General features: G+C 47.9%; 13 protein-coding genes and 1 riboswitch. Of the genes, 4 read left to right on the top strand and 9 right to left on the bottom strand.

Going from position 1 to position 19,783, the window contains the following annotated elements; translation table 11 throughout:
* Positions 1-116 precede the first annotated feature (116 nt).
* Together GJJ30_RS15515 and GJJ30_RS15510 are read right to left on the bottom strand one after the other, a co-directional pair.
* Complete coding sequence (locus GJJ30_RS15515; protein ID WP_154176078.1) at positions 117-2,537, bottom strand: ATP-binding protein; 2,421 nt, start codon at positions 2,535-2,537, stop codon at positions 117-119.
* Positions 2,538-2,755: 218 nt separating this feature from the next.
* Positions 2,756-3,175 (bottom strand): response regulator, encoded by a 420-nt coding sequence (locus GJJ30_RS15510; protein ID WP_154176077.1) that lies wholly within the window; start codon positions 3,173-3,175, stop codon positions 2,756-2,758.
* A gap of 502 nt (positions 3,176-3,677) precedes the next feature.
* On the opposite strand from GJJ30_RS15510, the gene gyrA reads away from it, so the two are divergent.
* Positions 3,678-6,227, top strand: a complete 2,550-nt coding sequence (gene gyrA, locus GJJ30_RS15505; RefSeq protein WP_154176076.1) for a DNA gyrase subunit A — start codon at positions 3,678-3,680, stop codon at positions 6,225-6,227.
* 71 nt (positions 6,228-6,298) lie between these two features.
* The gene (locus GJJ30_RS15500; RefSeq protein ID WP_154176075.1) at positions 6,299-7,738 is read left to right on the top strand and encodes a tetratricopeptide repeat protein; all 1,440 of its coding nucleotides are present in this window, start codon (positions 6,299-6,301) and stop codon (positions 7,736-7,738) included.
* 237 nt (positions 7,739-7,975) lie between these two features.
* On the opposite strand, the gene GJJ30_RS15495 is transcribed toward GJJ30_RS15500, so the two are convergent.
* The 3 genes from GJJ30_RS15495 to GJJ30_RS15485 are packed head-to-tail and all read right to left on the bottom strand — an operon-like array spanning position 7,976 to position 11,694.
* The gene (locus GJJ30_RS15495) at positions 7,976-8,659 is read right to left on the bottom strand and encodes a Dph6-related ATP pyrophosphatase (protein WP_154176074.1); all 684 of its coding nucleotides are present in this window, start codon (positions 8,657-8,659) and stop codon (positions 7,976-7,978) included.
* A gap of 9 nt (positions 8,660-8,668) precedes the next feature.
* Positions 8,669-9,778, bottom strand: a complete 1,110-nt coding sequence (locus tag GJJ30_RS15490; protein WP_154176073.1) for a YncE family protein — start codon at positions 9,776-9,778, stop codon at positions 8,669-8,671.
* Positions 9,775-11,694 (bottom strand): TonB-dependent receptor plug domain-containing protein, encoded by a 1,920-nt coding sequence (locus GJJ30_RS15485; protein WP_154176072.1) that lies wholly within the window; start codon positions 11,692-11,694, stop codon positions 9,775-9,777. The genes GJJ30_RS15490 and GJJ30_RS15485 overlap by 4 nt, the downstream gene beginning before the upstream one ends.
* 104 nt (positions 11,695-11,798) lie before the next feature.
* Positions 11,799-11,998, bottom strand: a riboswitch (cobalamin riboswitch).
* Between the two features lie 164 nt (positions 11,999-12,162).
* Here GJJ30_RS15485 and GJJ30_RS15480 point away from each other — a divergent pair.
* The gene (locus GJJ30_RS15480) at positions 12,163-14,316 is read left to right on the top strand and encodes a xanthine dehydrogenase family protein molybdopterin-binding subunit (RefSeq protein WP_154176071.1); all 2,154 of its coding nucleotides are present in this window, start codon (positions 12,163-12,165) and stop codon (positions 14,314-14,316) included.
* A 4-nt stretch (positions 14,317-14,320) separates the two neighbouring features.
* Here GJJ30_RS15480 and GJJ30_RS15475 read toward each other — a convergent pair whose 3' ends face one another.
* Both GJJ30_RS15475 and GJJ30_RS15470 read right to left on the bottom strand, forming a co-directional pair.
* Complete coding sequence (locus tag GJJ30_RS15475; RefSeq protein ID WP_154176070.1) at positions 14,321-14,737, bottom strand: helix-turn-helix transcriptional regulator; 417 nt, start codon at positions 14,735-14,737, stop codon at positions 14,321-14,323.
* A 181-nt stretch (positions 14,738-14,918) separates the two neighbouring features.
* Positions 14,919-15,737, bottom strand: coding sequence for a 2,3,4,5-tetrahydropyridine-2,6-dicarboxylate N-succinyltransferase (locus GJJ30_RS15470; RefSeq protein ID WP_154176069.1), 819 nt, complete (start codon positions 15,735-15,737; stop codon positions 14,919-14,921).
* Positions 15,738-16,776: 1,039 nt separating this feature from the next.
* Here GJJ30_RS15470 and gap point away from each other — a divergent pair.
* Positions 16,777-17,766, top strand: a complete 990-nt coding sequence (gene gap / locus GJJ30_RS15465; protein ID WP_154176068.1) for a type I glyceraldehyde-3-phosphate dehydrogenase — start codon at positions 16,777-16,779, stop codon at positions 17,764-17,766.
* Between the two features lie 31 nt (positions 17,767-17,797).
* Here the strand turns inward: gap and trmB are convergent, their stop codons facing one another.
* Positions 17,798-18,460: a tRNA (guanosine(46)-N7)-methyltransferase TrmB gene (trmB, locus tag GJJ30_RS15460; protein WP_310588315.1), complete on the bottom strand. Its 663-nt coding sequence runs from the start codon at positions 18,458-18,460 to the stop codon at positions 17,798-17,800.
* Positions 18,457-19,782 carry a bifunctional folylpolyglutamate synthase/dihydrofolate synthase gene (locus tag GJJ30_RS15455; protein ID WP_154176066.1) on the bottom strand — a complete coding sequence of 442 codons (1,326 nt, stop codon included), beginning with the start codon at positions 19,780-19,782 and terminating at the stop codon, positions 18,457-18,459. Before GJJ30_RS15455 ends, trmB begins: the two co-directional genes overlap by 4 nt.
* Between the last annotated feature and the right edge of the window lies 1 nt (position 19,783).

Genomic DNA, 19,783 nt, shown 5'->3' with positions numbered 1-19,783 from the left:
GGAAAGTAATATAAATAAATAGTCAGAAGCAACGGGGTGGCTACTTATTAAACGGCGTATGAAGCGCGTTTTTTGTCTACTAAGCGCGCTTTTTCAGACTTTACAACCGGCTTCGATCAGTTTGGAATTTTGAGATGCCGCATGATCACCTGCATCAGACTGGCTGGTGTATACGGTTTGACCAGCACTTCGTTCAGACCGGCCAGTTGGGTCTGATCACCCACTTCCTGGGCCAGGCTGGCCGTCAGGGCGATAATGGGCAAGGTTTCGTTTCGCTGGCGAATAATGCGGGTGGCTTCGTATCCGTCCATTACCGGCATTTGTAAGTCCATCAGAATCAGGTGGTGCCGCGACGAATCCAGCTTTTCGACGGCTTCCTGCCCATTGCTGGCTACTTCGACCGTTGCACCCAGCCGGTCGAGGACGTTTTTGGCCAGAATTACATTCATGGCGTTGTCTTCCACCAGCAGTACGAAAATTCCCTTTAGCGGTTTATCGGTCGGGATCGGTTTTGGTTCGGGTTCCGGCGCGGGCTCCCGCTCCAACTCGGGTGGTGGGGTTATTTTGGGGAAGGTCTGCGTGAAATAAAACCGGGATCCTTTGCCTGGCTGGCTCTGCAGGCGCAGGTCAACATGCTGGAGTTCCAGAATCCGTCGGCAGATGGCCAGCCCCAAACCCGTTCCGCCGTAACTGCGGGACAGGGACGAATCGGCCTGCGTAAACCGGTTAAAAACCATCTCCTGTTTGTCGGGCGCAATCCCAATACCGGTATCTTCAACCGCAAGGGTGAGGGTGATATTGTGTTCGGTCTCTTCATTGACGATCAGATTCACCAGGATCTGCCCCTTTTCGGTAAACTTAATGGCATTCTGCACCAGATTGGAAACGACCTGAGCGAGTCGGGAAGGATCGCCGGTTACTCTGGTTTTAAACCGATGATCGATGGTTACCTTAAGGAGCAAGGATTTTTCCGCTGCAGCCGTCTGGTAGCTGTTTACGACGTTTTGCAGGATGGTGGCCGGGTCCATCGGAATCATTTCCAGAACGGTTTTTCCGCCTTCAATCCGGTTGAAATCCAGAATGTCGTTGACGATGTGGAGCAGATTTTTGGCAGAAAACAGCATGACGTCGAGGTGTTGTTTCTGATCCGGGCGCGGGTGATCCTGGAGCAGCAGATGGTTCATCCCGATCACGGCATTCAGCGGGGTTCTGATTTCGTGGCTCATGGTGCTCAGAAATTCATTTTTTACCCGCAACCCTTCTTCCGCCTGTTCTTTTGCCTGTTTCAGTGTATAAGCAAACCGGAACGACAGTACGAGCGATTGCAAAAAGAAGAAGCCTATGTAACCAACAAAAAGAATGACATTTTCGGGAAATGCGATCTGGAAGTATTTAAAAATAATGATGATAAATACTGCCAGTAAAACCGCCGTGCTCATTAGCGAATACCGGGCGCCCGGGCGTTTGCGCTGAGCGGCCCGCCAGTAAACGTAAAAGGCGTAGCCAATGTAAATAAACATCAGTCCCAGAAAAGGATTGATCATTTGGGTAAAAATGCGGGCCGGAAACAGAATGGTCGCTGCTGCAAACGCCAGACAGATTCCCGCCAGAAGTTTTATTACGATTTTATTCACATCGTCCGGGTACAACGATCCGGTATAGACAACAAAAACCGCTATGCTCAGGTAGAGCGACAGGTATTCCAGGTGGAGCGTCAAGGACCAGGCAGTATCCTGAAATAAGGAGTGAAGGGCGTACTGGTCGCTGCCCACGATCCGGTAGCTGTAGAGCAGGCAGAAGAGCGAGAAATACAGGATCGAAATCTCGTGACGACCAAACAAAAACAGGCCAAGAAAAAACAATCCGCCCATGAATAAACATCCCGCCAATGTAAAGCTCAGGGCGCATTCGCGGTTTCTGGCGATCAGCAAATCTTCCGCCTTGCCCAATTCAATAGATTGGTAGGGTCCTCCTTTATAGTGTTGAAAATTAGCTACTTGTAGCAAAAGATGGAGCGTGTCGGAGGTCGGATGAATCGGTTTTACCTGCGTCGACCAGAAGGGCGTGGTCGTTTCCTTCGAAGTGCCGGGTGAGCCGTTGTGAGCTAATTCCTGACCGTTCAGGAATAAGCGGTACGATGTAAACGTGTCTGGTAACCGGAGAGCGAGTGGGGGAGTGGCTGGCGGCAACAACACCGTTAAGGCATACGTGGCATACCCCATACCGGGCAGGGGCTGGTTTTGTCGGGTCTGTTTATTCCAGATTTCCGGGAAAGGAGCGTAGTCTACATTTGTTTCCGAATCGCCGGGTTTCAGCATGGTTTGCCAATACCACTTCCAGGTACCGTTTAAGGGCACCGTTTGCTGATCGAACGGAACGGTCCGCAGATCCAGAACGCCACGCTGGGCCTGGGGTAAATTTCCGGACACCGATTGGGAATAGCCGATGGCACAACCCAGCAACCCATACGCCAGCAGGGCGGTCAGGCCCAGGCAAATGAGTTGGAGTGGATGGACCGAAGCGAGACGGCTTTTCATGTAACTGAACTGATTCCTGCGTTGAGTAAGCGAACGTACTAATTATCGGACAATAATCCGCCGGCTGGGGACGTAAATTTTACTCATTACCTTTTACGCCGGAAAGCGGGCAATACGGAGGCTTTAAACCGAGATCGGATGCGTAATTATACACATCTGCCCAATCCATTTAGTAAACTACTCAATCTGGAATGATGAGACTAGCGAATAGCTGGAAATTAATTCCCGCCGGGAATACGGGCAACGTCGAACCAGAAAGCCCGAACCTGGCTGATTACTTCCGTAAGCTGATGATAGCCAGATGGTTTTGTTAAATAGGAATTCGCTCCGAGTTGATAGCAGCGGGTAATGTGGTCGGGAAGGGAAGAGGTCGTGAAAATAATGACCGGGATGGAGCGATAAGCCGGATTGGAGCGGAGTTCGTTCAGCGTCGTGAAACCGTCCATCCGGGGCATGTTCAAATCCAGAAAGATTAAAACAGGCACGTTCTGAATGCTTTCCAGATGCTCCAGTAATTCGACACCGTCTCCTGCAAAAGTAACGTCGCAATCCAGCCAGGTTTTGTCCAATATTGACTTAAATAAAAGCCGATCGTCATCGTCGTCATCAGCAATGATAATGCGGTGTCTCTGGGCCATTGAAATACGGTTACTGAACGCGGTTTGTTGAGGTTTTTTTCAAATATAGATAATATATGTCAAATACAATTTTTACCCCCAACAAACTTTTTCAAACCGGAAATGGCCTAGCTTTTATTATAAAACATACTTTTTGGTAAGATTTGTTTCATCTGATTAAAAATGGACTATTTAAAGTTGAAACTGATTTTTCCTGATTCAAATTAAGGTTTGTTCATTTAGGGCGCTACACGTTTCGAAATGGGTTGGAAACCGGCAAAAAACGTGGGTTTCCTTCCGGCAGGGAGGAGGGATATTCGGGGCCTTGCTTTAGCCTTTCCCGAAGAGGTGAGAAATTGCACTTCATGCGGCAAATGCTTTTATTTGTGGCGATTTTTTTGCATATTTGTATGATTGGCCTACCTGTGAAAAGGTCATAACCCGTCCGACGGAATCCTGGTAGGGCGGTTCCACTTTTTAATCATCGCTTCGTCCGTATTATCGGACAGAGAATTGACTTCTTATGGCAGAAGAGACAGAAGAAAACAACAACTCCACCAACATTATTCCAATCAACATTGAAGACGAAATGCGCGGGGCTTACATCGATTATTCGATGTCGGTTATTATCTCCCGGGCGTTACCTGATGTCCGTGACGGTTTGAAACCGGTACACCGCCGGGTGCTTTTCGGAATGGCTGAGTTGGGCGTCAATTATAACAAACCGTTTAAGAAATCCGCCCGGATTGTTGGGGAGGTTTTGGGGAAATACCACCCACACGGCGACTCCTCCGTCTACGGAACGATGGTGCGGATGGCTCAGGACTGGTCGCTGCGGTATCCGCTGGTGGACGGTCAGGGGAATTTCGGGTCGATCGATGGTGACTTTCCGGCGGCTATGCGGTACACCGAGGCCCGTCTGAAACGGATTGCGGAGGAATTACTTACCGATATTTATAAGGAAACCGTCGACTTTCAGTCGAATTTCGATGATTCGCTGGAAGAGCCGACCGTTATGCCGGCCAAACTGCCGAACCTGTTGCTGAACGGTTCGTCGGGAATTGCCGTCGGGATGGCCACGAACATGGCGCCCCACAACCTGACCGAAGTCGTTGACGGGATTGTTGCCTACATCGACAACCAGGAAATTACCATCGACGAACTGATGGAGCACATCACGGCTCCGGATTTTCCGACGGGGGCTACTATATATGGTATGGAAGGGGTGCGCAACGCATTCCGGACCGGACAGGGTCGGGTGGTTTTGCGGGCGCATGCCACCATCGAAGAAAACAAAGGCAAGACCCAGATCATTGTTACCGATATTCCCTACATGGTTAATAAAGCCGTGATGCTGGAGAAGACGGCGGACCTGATCAACGATAAGAAGATTGAAGGCATTTCGGCGTTTCGGGATGAGTCGGATCGCGACGGTCTGCGGGTGGTTTACGACCTGAAGCGGGACGCGGTTCCGAACGTCGTGTTGAATAACCTGTATAAGTTTACCCAGCTACAGTCGGCTTTCAACATCAACAACGTCGCGCTGGTGAAAGGCCGCCCGGTTTTGCTGAATCTGAAAGATATGATCCGGTATTACGTGGAACACCGTCAGGAGGTGATCACACGCCGGACGCAGTACGAACTGCGGGAAGCCGAAAAGCGGGCGCATATTTTGGAAGGTTTGCTGATCGCGCTGGATAACCTGGATGCGGTGATTGAACTGATCCGGAGTTCCCGCGATCCGGAAGTGGCCAAGAACGGTTTGATCGAACGGTTCCAGTTGTCGGAAATTCAGGCCAAAGCCATTCTGGAACTGCGTCTGCAACGGTTGACCGGTCTCGAACGCGACAAGATTATTGCCGAATACGAAGAACTGGCCCGACTGATTGCCGATTTGCGGAGCATTCTGGCGAGCGAAGAACGGAAATTGCAGATTGTCCGGGACGAACTGCTGGAACTGAAAGCCCGTTACGGCGATCCTCGCCGGACGGAGATCAACATGCTCGGCGATGGTAACATCAGTGATCTGTCGCTGATTGCCGACGAAGAAATGCTGATTACCATTTCGCACGAAGGCTACATCAAACGGACACCCCTGACCGAATACCGGACCCAAAGTCGGGGAGGAGTCGGCTCGCGCGCGGCCAAAACGAAGGAAGACGATTTTACGGAGCATCTGTTCATGGCGACGATGCACAACACGCTGCTGATTTTCACGCAGAAAGGGCGGTTGTACTGGTTGCCGGTGTATGAATTGCCCGAAGGCGCCCGCGATTCGAAAGGTCGCCCGCTGGCCAACTTCATCAACATTGAATCCGACGACAAGGTGCGGGCGGTAATCAATGTGAAGGACCTGAAAAATGCCGACTACATCAACAACAATTATATAGTGATGTGTACGGAACAGGGAACAATCAAGAAGACTCTGCTCGAAGCGTATTCGCGGCCGCGCCAGAACGGAATCATTGCCATTACGATTAACGAAGAGGAGGGAGACCGCCTGTTGAATGTCTGTATGACCAACGGTCAGAATGACATCGTCATCGCGTCGAGCGAAGGCAAAGCGGTGCGGTTTAACGAAAGCCGGGTGCGTCCGATGGGTCGTACGGCCGCCGGTGTTCGGGGGATCGATCTGGATGCGGGCGTCAAAGCAGTCGGTATGGTTTGTATCGGTCGCGACGATGCGCAACTGCTGGTGGTTTCGGAAAAAGGATTCGGAAAGCGTTCTCCGCTGGATGAATACCGGGTAACGAACCGGGGCGCAAAAGGGGTCGGTACGTTGAAGGTTACGGATAAAGTTGGCAACCTGGTCGGGATTCTGGAAGTTACCGATTCGGATGATATGATGATTATTACGAAATCGGGAACGGCCATTCGGATGCACGTCGACGAGGTTCGGGTCATTGGCCGGAACACGCAGGGAGTGAGGCTGATCAACCTGCGCGATGGCGACGAAATTGCCTCCGTTACCCGGATTGCCCGGGAGGAAGATGTTGAAATTGAGGGAAATGGCACTACACCGGAAACTCCGGTTGATGGCGCAGAAGAACCATCGTCTGATTCAGTGGCTTGATTATCCCATAAATTATTCAGTACTTTCCAGAATTAATTCAGAAATAAATTTTAACCACAAATTTTAGTCATATGAAACGTCTCTCGTTCTTTCTACTGGCGGGATTATTATCAGTAGGAGCATCGTACGCTCAAGGTGCTGATGCTCTGACGGAAAAAGCTTTCCAGAGCGAGAAAGAAAAAAGCGACAAGGCAATCACCGACGAGAAAGCCAATGTCAAGCCAAAAACCTGGATGGATCGCGCTAAAACGTATGAGAATATTGCGACGCAGGCCATAAAACTGGATTCGAATGCTGCGACAGTTGCCTACGATGCTTACAAGAAAGTCGTTGAATTAGATAAGGATAAAAAAACCGGCGGTCCTGGTAAACTGGCGAAAGAAGCCGAAGAGGCCATGAAAGGGCAGACTATGTTCCAGGCTTTCATGAACTCCGGTATTTATAAGTATCAGGCGAAAAATTTCAAGGATGCGGCCCGACTGATGTCGATGGCGGGGGAGATTAATCCGAAAGATACAACGGCAGCGTTGTACGCCGGTATTTTTACGCAAAACACCGACAAGCCGAGCGATGCCAAAGCGCAGTTCGAGCGGTACATTGCCAATGGCGGTAAAGACGTATCGGTTTACACGACGCTGGTAAGTTTGTATTACCAGGACAAGGAAATCGAGAAGGCGCTGGCCACGATCGACAAGGGAATCGCAACCTTACCGAACAGCAAGGACCTGAGTACGCAGAAAACCAGTATTCTGGTAACTTCTGGAAAAGTGGACGAAGCGATCACGGATTTGAAAGCGGCTCTGACAAAAGATCCGAACAACGTGAATAACCTGCTGACCATTGCCAGCCTGTACGACAACCGGAAAGATAAAAATGCGGATGAGCTGGCCAAACTGGGAGGAAGCGCGAAGAAAGGACCGAGCGCAGCCAAGCAACTGGAAGAGGAGAAAGTAGTTCTGAAAGAATCACAGACGGAGTTGGCTCGTCTGACAGCACGGGCGAAAAAAGAGCCCAAAAATGTCGACGTGAAAAGTCAGATTACGCGCGTTAACCAGATGATCGCGGATTCCAAGACAAAAATTGGAACCTTGGAAAAAGATGTTCAGACGCAGGCTGCTGAAGCGCAGGCTGCCGGAAACCAATCCGGAAAAATTGCCGAGCTGACCAAGAGCGTGGCTGACGATCGGGCGGCTGCCAGAGAATATTACACCAAGGCGCTGGCCATTGATGCCAACAACTTCGATGCAAACTTCAACCTGGGTGCGGCTTACTTTAACGAAGCGATCGTGATCCGGAAACAACTCGAAGCCATGGACATGAAAGAATACCAGGCAAAGGGTAAAGAAATCGAAGGTCAGGTTTGCGGGAAATTCAAACAGGCATTGCCGTATTTCGAAAAAGCGAAATCGGTTAAAGATACGGACACCGACCTGAATGAAAACCTGACGAACCTTCAGAACATTCTGAAGCAGTTTGAAGAAAAGAAAGTTCCTTGTATCGAAAGCAAATAAGCTGTTCGAAATCGTAAGTGAGAAGCCCCGGTTGATCAACCGGGGCTTTTTCGTTAAAAGGAGGTTAGGAAGAGCATTGATGTGGAATATTGAAAATGTTAGTTAACATAATATAAATTATACAACAAATAAAGTTAACTAAATGAAAGCTTTATTTTAGCTCATAATATCCTGATACATAGAGTGTTATATAACAAGCTGTAGATGAACGATTTATGGATTCACGTGGAACACTTCTCAACTTAAATCCTGAAAGATAAACGCCGTGTCCCATTCGCCGGTTTTGGCGTACGATCGCCGGACGGTTTCCCCAAGTTGAAATCTAATCGGTTTGATGAAAATTGGGCCGTCGTAGACGAACGAATGAAACTCGCCATTTTCGCCACACGGATCGACAGTTGCAGGCAGATCATTTAAAACCGTATCGTCCAGTTCGCGGCCCGCCCAGCTTTCGGTCAGGTAATTTTCATTGATGCAAACCAGCACGGCTTTGAAACCGGATTGAACAAACTTCGCCAATAACACCACGGTATTTTGATTCCATAACGGAAAAACCGCCTGCAGGCCAAGCGCGTTTACCTGTTGCTCGCGGTATTGGCGTAAATCTTCCAGAAAAATGTCACCGTAAATTACGTGCGTAATTCCCTGATTTTTGAACTCTGTCAGGCGTTGGGAAACCAGCGAATTGTAGACGTCCATGGAAACTTCGCCCGGAAATTCCAGCTTGTATAACGGAAGACCGATTGCGTCGGCCTGTGCCTCGATTAGTTCCGTCCGTACGCCGTGCATACTGACCCGGCCAAATTCTGCGTTGACGTTGGTGAGCAACCCAACAATTTCGAATTGTTTTAATTGCCGGCAAAAAAAGAGAGCAAGGGCCGAATCCTTGCCCCCGCTCCAACTAAGAATTGCTTTGTTCAACGGTTGTATTTATTTAAAATAAAACGCTGACGGTGCGATTTCGGCTTTTACGGAATCGATCAGGGTGCCGCTCGACTGGTAGCGCAATACGTAACCGGCCTGTTTGTAAGATGGAGTCACACCTCCGTAGATGATGCCCGATTTAGGATCGACATCCAAACCGCTGAACAGTCGCTTGATGAATGGAGTCGTTGCCGGGACGCTCGAATCGTTGACCGAGAACCGGTAGAGGTCTCCGAATTCCTTGTAATTGGCGTCGTAATAACTGCTGACAAAATAGAAATACTTCTTGTCGGCGCTTAATCGGAATTTCGATGGCGACTTCGATTTATCCGTTCCGATTTTCAGGCGGTTTTCAACGACTTTACTTTGTGTGTTGACCCGAACCAGTTCGCCCGCCGAATACACCCACAATTTGCCATTCGCATCAACGGCCACCGGATTGGGATTCGAACCAATCTCGATGCCGGTTTTGAGTTGGTCGGTCGTAACGTCGATCACCGACAGTTTGGTGACGCCCCCCGCCGAACCGGCAAACACCTCACTGCCCACCAGCAAGAGAGACTCCACTCCTTTCACCGCCGGAATTTTTTTCGTCACGGTATTAGTCGACAAATCCACGACGGCTACGTAACCCGGATCTTTATAAAACGTGCCGTTGGTGTAATCACCGGACACATCCCAGCAGCTCACGTACACTTTGTTGGCGCTGACCCGAACGGCTGAGCGCGGATTTTCAATATCCGGTGATTTCAGCGTTGCCAGCGATTTGAATGTATTCGCATCCACAATTTCCACCTTGTCCTGCCCAGCCGTGGTATTGTCTACCAGAATCAATCCCTTGCCGTCCGACTCGGTATATCCCTGAACACTTCCGGTTAATGACCGCTGGTTAACCTGGTTAAAAATATCGTAGGAAGCGGTGGTTCCCGTTGGTGGAAAATACGTAATGGTGCCGTTGTTGTCGGTGAAATTTCCGGAGTTGACAACCAGAACGCCGGAACCGTACGGGACGGCCGCCGGATCATCCGGGTTGTTATTACAGGACCAGTTCAGAACGACCAGCAGACCAAGTGCCAGTTTTAGTCGGACCGACGAAGCGGTTTTCGTTTTTTTCATTGTTTTGTGGTATTCAGATTACAGATTAATTGAACGGAAAAAGAGCGCCCCGGCATGGCGTTGCGCTTGACGTTGAAGTAGACGGTATTGAACAGATTAGTGACTTGCCCCTGAATCCGGGTTTCGATGGACCCGAGTTTGATCTGTGTTTCGAGCAACAGATTGGTCAACATAAAACCGCGCAGAAACTGAATGTTGTCGAACGTGATGTACTGCCGGGAATTGATCTGATTCAGGATCGTGAAACGGTTTTTTCCGTGGGCGACATAGGCCGAAAACCGTCTTGAATGTTTGGGAACATAAACGAGTTGTTTCCCGATGATGTCCTGCGCGTAAACATTGTAAACCCGTTCCTGGCTCGAGCGCGTCAGTGCATAACCCAGCGTCAGACCCGATTGCCAGCGTGGCGTCGTGTAATTCAGTACACCGTTCCACTCCAGGCCACGGGCCACCACCAGCTGAAGATTTTCAACCCGGTAGCCGTATTCCGGATTCCAGTACGACCAGTCGTCGATGCGGTTTCGGAATACCGTTGCTTCGGTTGAGATCGAAAACCGCTCATTCGGGAGCCAGCGTTCCGAGAGTCCGGCTTCCAGATTGAAACCGTTTTCCGGACGGATATTTGGATTTCCCAGTACTTTCCAATACCGTTCGTTCAACGTAGGAACCCGATAACTGCGTGCAACAGACCCTTTAGCAGTCAGGTTGCTCGTAGCGGTTTTTAAAATCAGGTATTCCGCACCGACGGTCGGCGTAACTGGCGGATCGAAGCGAGTGACAAAAGCCTGTCGGATGTTGGCCGACAACAGCCAGCGATTCAGATCCAGTCGTGCTAAGGCGAAGAGATCAGCCCGGTCTTCCTGAATAAGCTGATCGCCATAGCCATCCACCTGCGTATTGTAATGCGACCATTCGCCCCCTATCCGGAGCGATACCTGGCTGGTTTTCAATTGGTATTTAAATTCATTTTCAATTCGACTGATTAGTCGATCGGTTTGCGAATGGCTGGGATTGGTAAAGTTTCCGCGTGCGTAATCAATAATATCCCGAATCCAACCCAGCCGCAAGGTCAGAGTGCTGGTTTCATAAGTAGTCAAAAACCGGTATGATTGCGAGCGGGTTCGTTCCCGGACGGTCGTGTCGAATGGTGTGACGGTCAGGTCGTTGTCCGTCAGCCAGAAGTTGACGGACAGTTGCTGATTTTTCTGATTTCTGAAATACAGATCCTGAATGAAACCTTTCTGTTTGGTGATCGAGCGTTCAACAAAATAATTTCCCCGCTCGCGGTATGGGAAATCGTTATTGGAATTGGTGGTGTAAAAGAATGTCTTTCCGGCAATCTGCCAGGTCTTTCCGGCCGGACTAACAAAGCGGACACCACCCTGCGTAGCAAAATTTCGGAAGCTGGCTAACTTTTGCCCGGCCGAAACCAGCAACCCGGGTTGCTGCCATTTCGGATTACTCATCAATAAAATACTTCCCCCCACCGCATCGGAACCCACGCAACTGGCGGAAGAACCATATTGCACCGCCAGTTGGTCGAAACCGGCAACGGGTAGTGTCGAGAAATCGGTTTGTCCCAGGGTGGGTTGGTTGATATTGATGCCGTTCCAGAGAACCGCCGTGTGATTGGACGAAGTTCCGCGGAACGACGAGGTTGCCAGCTGGCCGGAGCCGTAAATCTTAAAAGCAATGGGCGTTGTATACGTTAAAACATCCGTCAAATTTTGGAAACGGAATTGTTCCAGCGTTACTGAATCGATCCGCTGGGTTTTTTGCCCCACCGAAAACCGCTCGGGCGTAGTGCCGCGAACCGTCACTGCAGGTAACGTTTGATCAGTACCGCTGGTTTGTCCGTGAGCTACTGAAAACGAACAGACCAGTAAGGACAGGAAAATCCCGTCTCTAAACCGCATAGTGTTTCAATAATTAAAAACGATTGCCGATGCCGACGCAGAGACGCGATTAATCGCGTCTGTACATTGCAATTCAATTCCTTTTCACCCGAAAGAAACAGCGCAAATTAGAATGTATGAAGGCAGGTCTCCTGGCTCACCCCTGATTTTCGGCCTTCCCATCCGACACAAAACGGACAGTGGCAAGAAGAAGAAATCAGCTTCTACGGGTTTACAGTTGCGGGGACAGCGTTGGTTTTTCACCAACTTCCCTATTAAGCCATCGCTGAAAACATCAGGCGGCACCTCTTGGGGCAAAGGTAACTGGTCGGAGAGGATTATCCAATTCTGACAGAAGGCTTGTCAATCAAAACCGGCATTTGACCGAACAAAGGATGCTGGTTGTCAATCTTTTTTTCGTTCCAGCCAACCAATTCCTTTTTTTACGCTATTGCTAGCTCCGGTAGTTTGGGAAAAATAAATTTCAGAATGAACAAGAATCCCCGCATAACCCGTCGAAATTTTCTGAAAACCGGTACACTGGCCGGTGGAGGATTGTTGATTTCATTTGGCATTCCGACCCGGACAATGGCTGACCAGCTTGGTGTACAGCCACCGGCCGGAGCAATTTTAAATGCCTTACTACGCATTGACGTCGACAATGCGATTCATATTGTGCTGCCGAAGGTTGAAATGGGCCAGGGAATCTGGACCACGATTCCGATGTTGGTAGCCGAAGAACTGGATTGCGATTGGAACTCCATTCAAGTAGAGTCAGGTCATTCCGGAAAAGGAAATGATTTCAGGCAGGATATTCTGGTGCAGTCAACCGGTGGATCGGACACAACCCGCACCGAATTTGACCGATGTCGTCGGGCGGGTGCCACGGCCCGGGTGATGTTGGTAAGCGCTGCTGCCCGCCGATTGGGGGTTTCGGTTGAGGAATGCCGCACGGAAAATGGGTTTGTTATTGCCGGTGGTAAGCGAATCAGTTATGGTGAAGTGGCCTCGGAAGCATCGAAACTTCCCGTTCCGACCGTTCAGCTTCGGAAACCGAAGGACTGGAAATTCATTGGTAAATCACAAAAGCGGTTGGATTGTCGGGAAAAGATAAATGGCCAGGCCCGGTATGGTCTGGATATTCATTTCCCCGGTTTATTGACGACATTGGTTGCGCATCCGCCGGTTTTTGGAGGAAAGGTTAAATCGTTCGATGCCACCAAAGCCAAAGCAATTCAGGGCGTTCGGGCAGTAGTTCAGATTCCGACGGGTTTGGCGGTATTGGGGGATCATTTCTGGGCCGCAAAACGTGGTCGAGATGCGTTGAAAATTGAGTGGGATTTAGGAGGACACGACCAGTTGGACAGTTCGAAACAACTGGAGGAGTACCGTAAGCTGGCAAAAACGCCCGGTATTGTAAGTCAGCAAAAAGGCGATTTACCGACGGCCTTCGGAAAGGCGGTTCACACTTTTGAAGCTGAATTTTCATTTCCATACCTGGCTCATGCACCAATGGAGCCTCTAAATTGCACGGTTAGAATTGTAAATAATCACTGTGAAGTCTGGACCGGAACACAGTCACCGTTATTGCACCAGGCCGAGGTAGCAGCGTACCTGGGAATCAGTCCCGAGCAGGTTACGTTTCATACGCCGTATTTGGGTGGAAGTTTTGGACGGCGCGGTTCATTTAATTCCGACTGGATTATGGAAGCCGTGCAGATTGCTAAAATCAGTAGGCGTCCGATCAAACTGGTCTGGACGCGGGAAGACGACATTCAAGGCGGGTATTACCGACCGGTTTATTTGCATCATGTACGTATTGGTGTTGATTCGGCAGGTTTCCCGTTGGTATGGCAGCACCGAATTGTGGGACAGTCACTTTTTACGAATACACCTTTACAGGAATTAATTGTTCAGAAAGGAATTGACTACAGTACAGTTGGCGGAGTTCATGGTTCGCCTTATCTAATTTCCGTACCAGATCACTCCGTAGAATTACATACTACGGAGGTAAGCGTTCCGGTTTTGCCCTGGCGATCGGTTGGAAATACCCACACGGCTTTCGTTATGGAAACGCTGATTGATGAGCTGGCGACACGGACCTCGGTAGATCCCATTGCCTTCCGCCGAAGTTTATTGAAAAACCATCCGCGACACCTGAGTGCGCTTAACCTGGCGGTTGAAAAATCCAATTGGGAAAAACCGCTGGCAGCCGGAAAATTTCGGGGCATTGCGGTCCATGCAGCCATGGGAAGTTACGTAGCGCAGGTGGTTGAGCTATCCATAGAAAACCGCCGGATTCAAATTCATCGGGTAGTCTGTGTAATTGATTGTGGACTGGCGGTCAATCCTGACGGAGTTCGGGCGCAGATGGAAAGCGGCATTGTTTACGGATTGACAGCCGCCCTGTATGGAGAGATTTCATTAAGGAATGGGCAGGTCCAGCAACGTAATTTTCACGATTACCGGATGCTTCGCATAAATGAAATGCCCATTGTTGAGGTACATTTGATTGAAAATTCGGAAAGTATGGGTGGTGCCGGAGAACCGGGCGTGCCACCCATTGCACCTGCGGTGGCCAATGCGGTTTTTGCTGCTACCGGAAAACGGGTCAGGAGCTTACCGATACGCCTTGATTTGTAAGGGATTAACTGGGATGGGCTGGCGAATATTCCCGAAAAGTGCCATCCGTATAGAAGACGAGAATTCGTTCTATGACTTTTTCGTCTTTATTTTTTGCTACAGACGATTGTACCGGGGGTACATAAGGCGGTTTTTCGTCGGGCGTCTCTGGCTGAACCACCGGTTTTCGTAAACTGGGTTGGGGCTCGGCCGATCGCTGATTTACATTTGTGGAGGGCTGTTGATCTTCTTCCAGTATCCAATCGTAACCCAACTCCGGGAACCGTCGAATTATTTTCTGAATGATGTCGAAACTCGGGCGGTTCCGGCCCGAAAGAATGTGGGAGATACTGGAACGTTGAACACCAATCTCATCAGCGAAGTATGAGGGAGTCAGGTTCTTATCGATTAACACCTGTTTAATTTTGTCATTTACATTCATAACTCAAATCATTTTTACAAATGTAATAAATATTACAAATCACAATTGTGTATAAATGTAAATTATTAATAAAGATGTAAACAAATAACAATTGTAAATAGATAAAAGCAAAAAAGAGCCAGATTACAAATGTAAAATGGCTCAATGCGAATTGTAAATACTTTAACGAGACAAATCGTTTTTATACCGTTACATTATTCTCGCGTAGCGCTTCGTTCAAAGAAGTTTTCAAATCCGTCGATTCCTTCCGCTGCCCGATGATCAACGCGCAGGGGACGTGAAAAACACCTGCTGCAAATTCTTTAGCAATACTACCGGGAATTACCACGGAATTAGCAGGAACGTAACCCCGGTGTTCGACCGGCGTGGAGCCGGTGACATCGATTACTTTAGAGCTTCCGGTAATGGTTACGCCTGCACCCAAAACTGCTCTTCGACCAATGTGAGCACCTTCAACAACGATGCAACGCGAGCCGATAAAAGCACCGTCTTCTACAATAACGGGTGATGCCTGTGGCGGTTCCAGAACGCCCCCGATACCTACCCCCCCACTAAGGTGCACATCTTTTCCAATCTGTGCACAACTTCCAACAGTAGCCCAGGTATCAACCATGGTCCGTTCATCGACGTACGCCCCTACGTTAACATAGGATGGCATTAAAATCGCCCCTGGCGCAATGTAAGAACCGTAGCGGGCAACGGCTGGCGGAACCACCCTCACCCCCCTGTTTTGGTAATCTTTCTTTAACGGAATTTTGTCGTGAAATTCAAAAATGCCGACTTCCTCAGTCTGCATAGTTTGAGAAACAAAATATAATAAGATTGCTTTTTTGACCCAATCATTTACCGTCCACTTCCCTCCTTCACCGCCCGGCTCAGCGACGCGTAACCGCCCGCCGTCGAGCTCCTCAATTACTTCTTTAATCGTTTGAATTGTGGCTGATTCCTTCAATAAGGAACGATCTGACCAGCACTCTTCAATCACCTTTTTGTACTCCATAATTCAATAATTTGTTTAGAGGAAAAGTTTATTTTAATAGTTTTAATAAGCTGATTTTCTTATAGTTACAAGTATTAGTCTGAAAATGTTTTTATTATTATTTTACTATTTATAAACTTATCAAATCTTTGTTATGAATGCCATATCTACCAACGGTATTAAGTTGAATTATAGGACACTATTTTTTGATTTCCAACCACGGGAAGACTGAAAAACCGTATATTAATAAATAAATATAATATAAATCCATTATATAATTTGCAGCGTTTACTTAAGCTATTCAGGCTTATTATTATTCTCAAAATACGGAGGGTTTGCAATTGCAGGTAAGGATATAATTCACCAATGCGCAATAAAATGCAAAGGTTATGCAGTCTGGATTCTAGATGGGTTGGATCAAATTTTAGCCATAAGAACTGGACAAAAAAATAATGGAGATGATGCGGAGTATTTTCTTTTGACACCAAAGAGCCAGACTCAATTAGAAAACTGGATGATAGACCAATTCTGAAAAAATTGGAACTGAGAATAGAGAATTTCTGGATGGAAATCGAAAATAACAAGGCTAAAATTGGTTAAGATCTCACAGTTTGAATCTATTGAAATATCCGTTGAGACTTAAGAAACGAATATAAAAATAAGAAATTTATACTGCTTATAACTACTTTGACCTCATAATTGTGTTGAGATTAAGGAGAAAAATTCATAGGGTAAATGGTAACTTGCGTTAATGAATATATTAATATGAAATAGAATATATTTAGTAAAAACATGAGAGATATACTATTAAATTTAGTAAAATAATATATGTAAGTTAGTAAAATACTAAAATAAATACCAAATTTAGCTAACTTTTATACTTAAGATTGCTAACTCATCCCACACTTACTAAATACAGTAGAGTATTATATCCGTTTGTTATTTTCTTATTAGCTGTTGGTTCTTCTAATCTACAGGTCTACTATCAATCTTTACCCTTTCCGTTTCAAATTGTAATATTATCTTTGCACCGTTCTCGCTAACTATATTTAAACACACAATGGGTAAATTAAAAGTTGCTATCAATGGGTTTGGCCGTATTGGCCGCCTGTCTTTCAGAAGGCTTCTCGAAAAAGAAAATGTTGAAATTGTTGCAATCAATGATTTAACTGACAATGCAACTCTTGCTCATTTACTAAAATACGATTCGATACACGGTAAATTTCAGGGCGAAATTTCATCTGACAGCGAAAGTTTAACGATTAACGGCGTCCGTATTCATGCATATGCCGAGCGTGATCCCAAACAATTGCCCTGGGCTTCTTTAGGCGTTGATGTCGTTCTGGAATCAACCGGACGGTTTGTTGACGAAGCCGGCGCAGGTCAGCATTTAACCGCAGGAGCTAAAAAAGTAGTGATCTCCGCTCCTGCTAAAGGAAACATTCCTACGGTTGTTCTGGGCGTTAACGAAGATACATTGACGGGTCAGGAAACAATTGTTTCCAATGCATCATGCACAACGAACTGCCTGGCCCCGATGGCTAAAGTTCTGGACGATGTGTTCGGCATTGAAAAAGGGTATATGACGACCATTCACGCGTACACGGCCGATCAGAATCTGCAGGATGCCCCTCACTCCGACCTGCGCCGGGCTCGTGCAGCCGCATTGTCGATCGTTCCGACTTCTACCGGTGCTGCTAAAGCCGTTGGTCTGGTATTGCCGCAACTGAAAGGAAAACTGGATGGCTATGCCTTGCGCGTTCCTATTCCGGATGGTTCTGTAACGGATTTGACGGCGATCCTGAAACGCCCCGCTACTGCTGAAGAAATCAACAGCGCCATGAAAGCAGCGGCTGAAGGCCCTTTGAAAGGAATTCTCGAATACTGCGTTGACGAAATCGTTTCAACGGATATCGTTGGCAATTCAAGCTCCTGTATCTTTGATTCGAAGCTGACTTCCGCTAACGGCACACTGGTGAAAATCGTTGGCTGGTACGATAACGAGTTTGGTTACTCCAGCCGGATTGCTGACTTGATTGAGAAATTGTAATATTTGAGGAATTGGTACCGAAAAAGACGGCTTAATACGCCGTCTTTTTGCATTTTAGGTATTTTATTGAAAACCCTTTTCGCGTAAAAATCTCTTCGTATTTGGTCTTGATCCCGAGGTGCAGGTTATTCATTTCGGATGAGTACAGATCGCGGGTGGTCACTAAATCATGAAATCCATTCGCCGATAAAGTCTCGATGCTGAAATCGAAAAAGACATCATGGTCGGTTTTCAGGTGCAGAACCCCCTCGTCCACTAACATTTCGCGGTACAAGCTCAGAAACCGGGGATCGGTCAAGCGGTTTTTCGCCTGGCTAATCCGAAGTTGTGGATCAGGAAATGTGATCCATAACTCATTCACCTCGTCTTTGCCAAAAAAATCCAGAATGCGGTAAGCGTCGGTTCGCACAAATGCCACATTCATTAAACCGTATCCTAGAGCAGCCTGACTCCCCTGCGCAATCCGATCACCTTTCCGGTCGATACCGACAAAATTCAGATGTGGATAATGCCGGGCAAGTCCAACAGTATATTCTCCTCTCCCACACCCAACTTCCACCACAATCGGATAATCATTTTTAAAATACCGTTCCCGCCAGTTTCCCTTTACGGTTTCGTATAATTCCTTACCCGGCTCCAACACATTCTCACTGAGACGATTGTGCTCAAAACGAGCCAGTTTTTTTCTGCTCACGCCTTCAACTGATTTAATTCTGCCACAACATACGTACTCCCCGTCACCAGAATACAATCTTCCGGTTTCGCACAGGCCAGGGCCGATTCCAGCGCCTGGTTCACGTCTTTGAAAATTTCTCCCTCCAAACCGTACGTGTGAAACTCTTCCGCGAGAATTTCAGCATCCAACGCTCGGGGGATGTTAGGTTCGCAAAAATAATACCGGGCGTCTTTCGGAAACAATCGGATAACTTTCGATAGATCCTTGTCTTTCACAAAACCGACTACCAGATGTAACTGCTCGTACGAAACCGATTGTAAAGACTCCATAACATTCCGAATTCCAGGCTCATTGTGTCCCGTATCGCAGATTACTGTCGGATTTTGCTGCAAAACCTGCCAGCGTCCCTGTAAACCGGTTACCGTGACAACATTGGCCAATCCATTTAAAACATCAGTATCGGAAATGTGAAAAGCCTCACTATGGGAAGGATCCGGAAATAAGCCCGGCTGGGCCAGTATTTTTAAAACCGCCAGGACACCAGCTACATTTTTTAATTGGTAACTCCCCAACAAACCGAGAGTAGCCGGGAAATCAACTCCATTCTCGTTATTCAGCACAATTTTTCGACCGTTTTCCTCCACCCCGAGATCAGTAGCCGTATACCAGTCCGAGCCGACAATAATCTCGCTTCCGCTTTCTTCAGCCCGGCTTTTAAAAACCGGATACGTTTCATCGTCGTACTCGCTGATCACCACCGGAACGCCCGTTTTGATGATACCCGCTTTTTCGTAGGCAATTTTCTGGAGCGAGTCCCCCAGCACATCGCTGTGATCCCAGCCAATATTGGTAATCAGCGACACCAAAGGGGTGATAATGTTCGTAGAATCAAGCCGCCCACCTAAACCCACCTCAATAACGGCTATATCGACGTTCTGACGCGCGAAGTAGTCGAAAGCCATACCAACGGTCACTTCAAAGAAAGACGGCTTTAAATCCTCTATAAACGCTTTGTGAAGATCGACGAACTCGGCAACCTCCTCGTCGGGAATGGGAGAACCGTTAATGCGGATTCGTTCCGTAAAGGATTTCAGGTGGGGAGACGTATACAAACCGGTTTTGTAACCGGCCGACTGCAATACAGCTGCCAGCAAATGCGACGAGCTGCCTTTGCCGTTGGTACCGCCAACGTGAATGGTTTTAAACTTCTCCTGCGGATTTCCTAAATACGCGCAGAGTTTGATGACATTGTCTAGACCCGGTTTAATGGCCTTCGCTCCGATGCGATGAAAAACCGGTAACTGCGCATAGAGGTAATCAATGGCTTCCGAATACGTCATT

The sequence above is a fragment of the Larkinella terrae genome, assembly GCF_009668025.1.
In the GTDB taxonomy this organism is placed as follows: domain Bacteria; phylum Bacteroidota; class Bacteroidia; order Cytophagales; family Spirosomataceae; genus Larkinella; species Larkinella terrae.
Note: the sequence above shows the minus strand (reverse complement) of the source record. Positions and strands in the feature narration are given on the sequence as shown.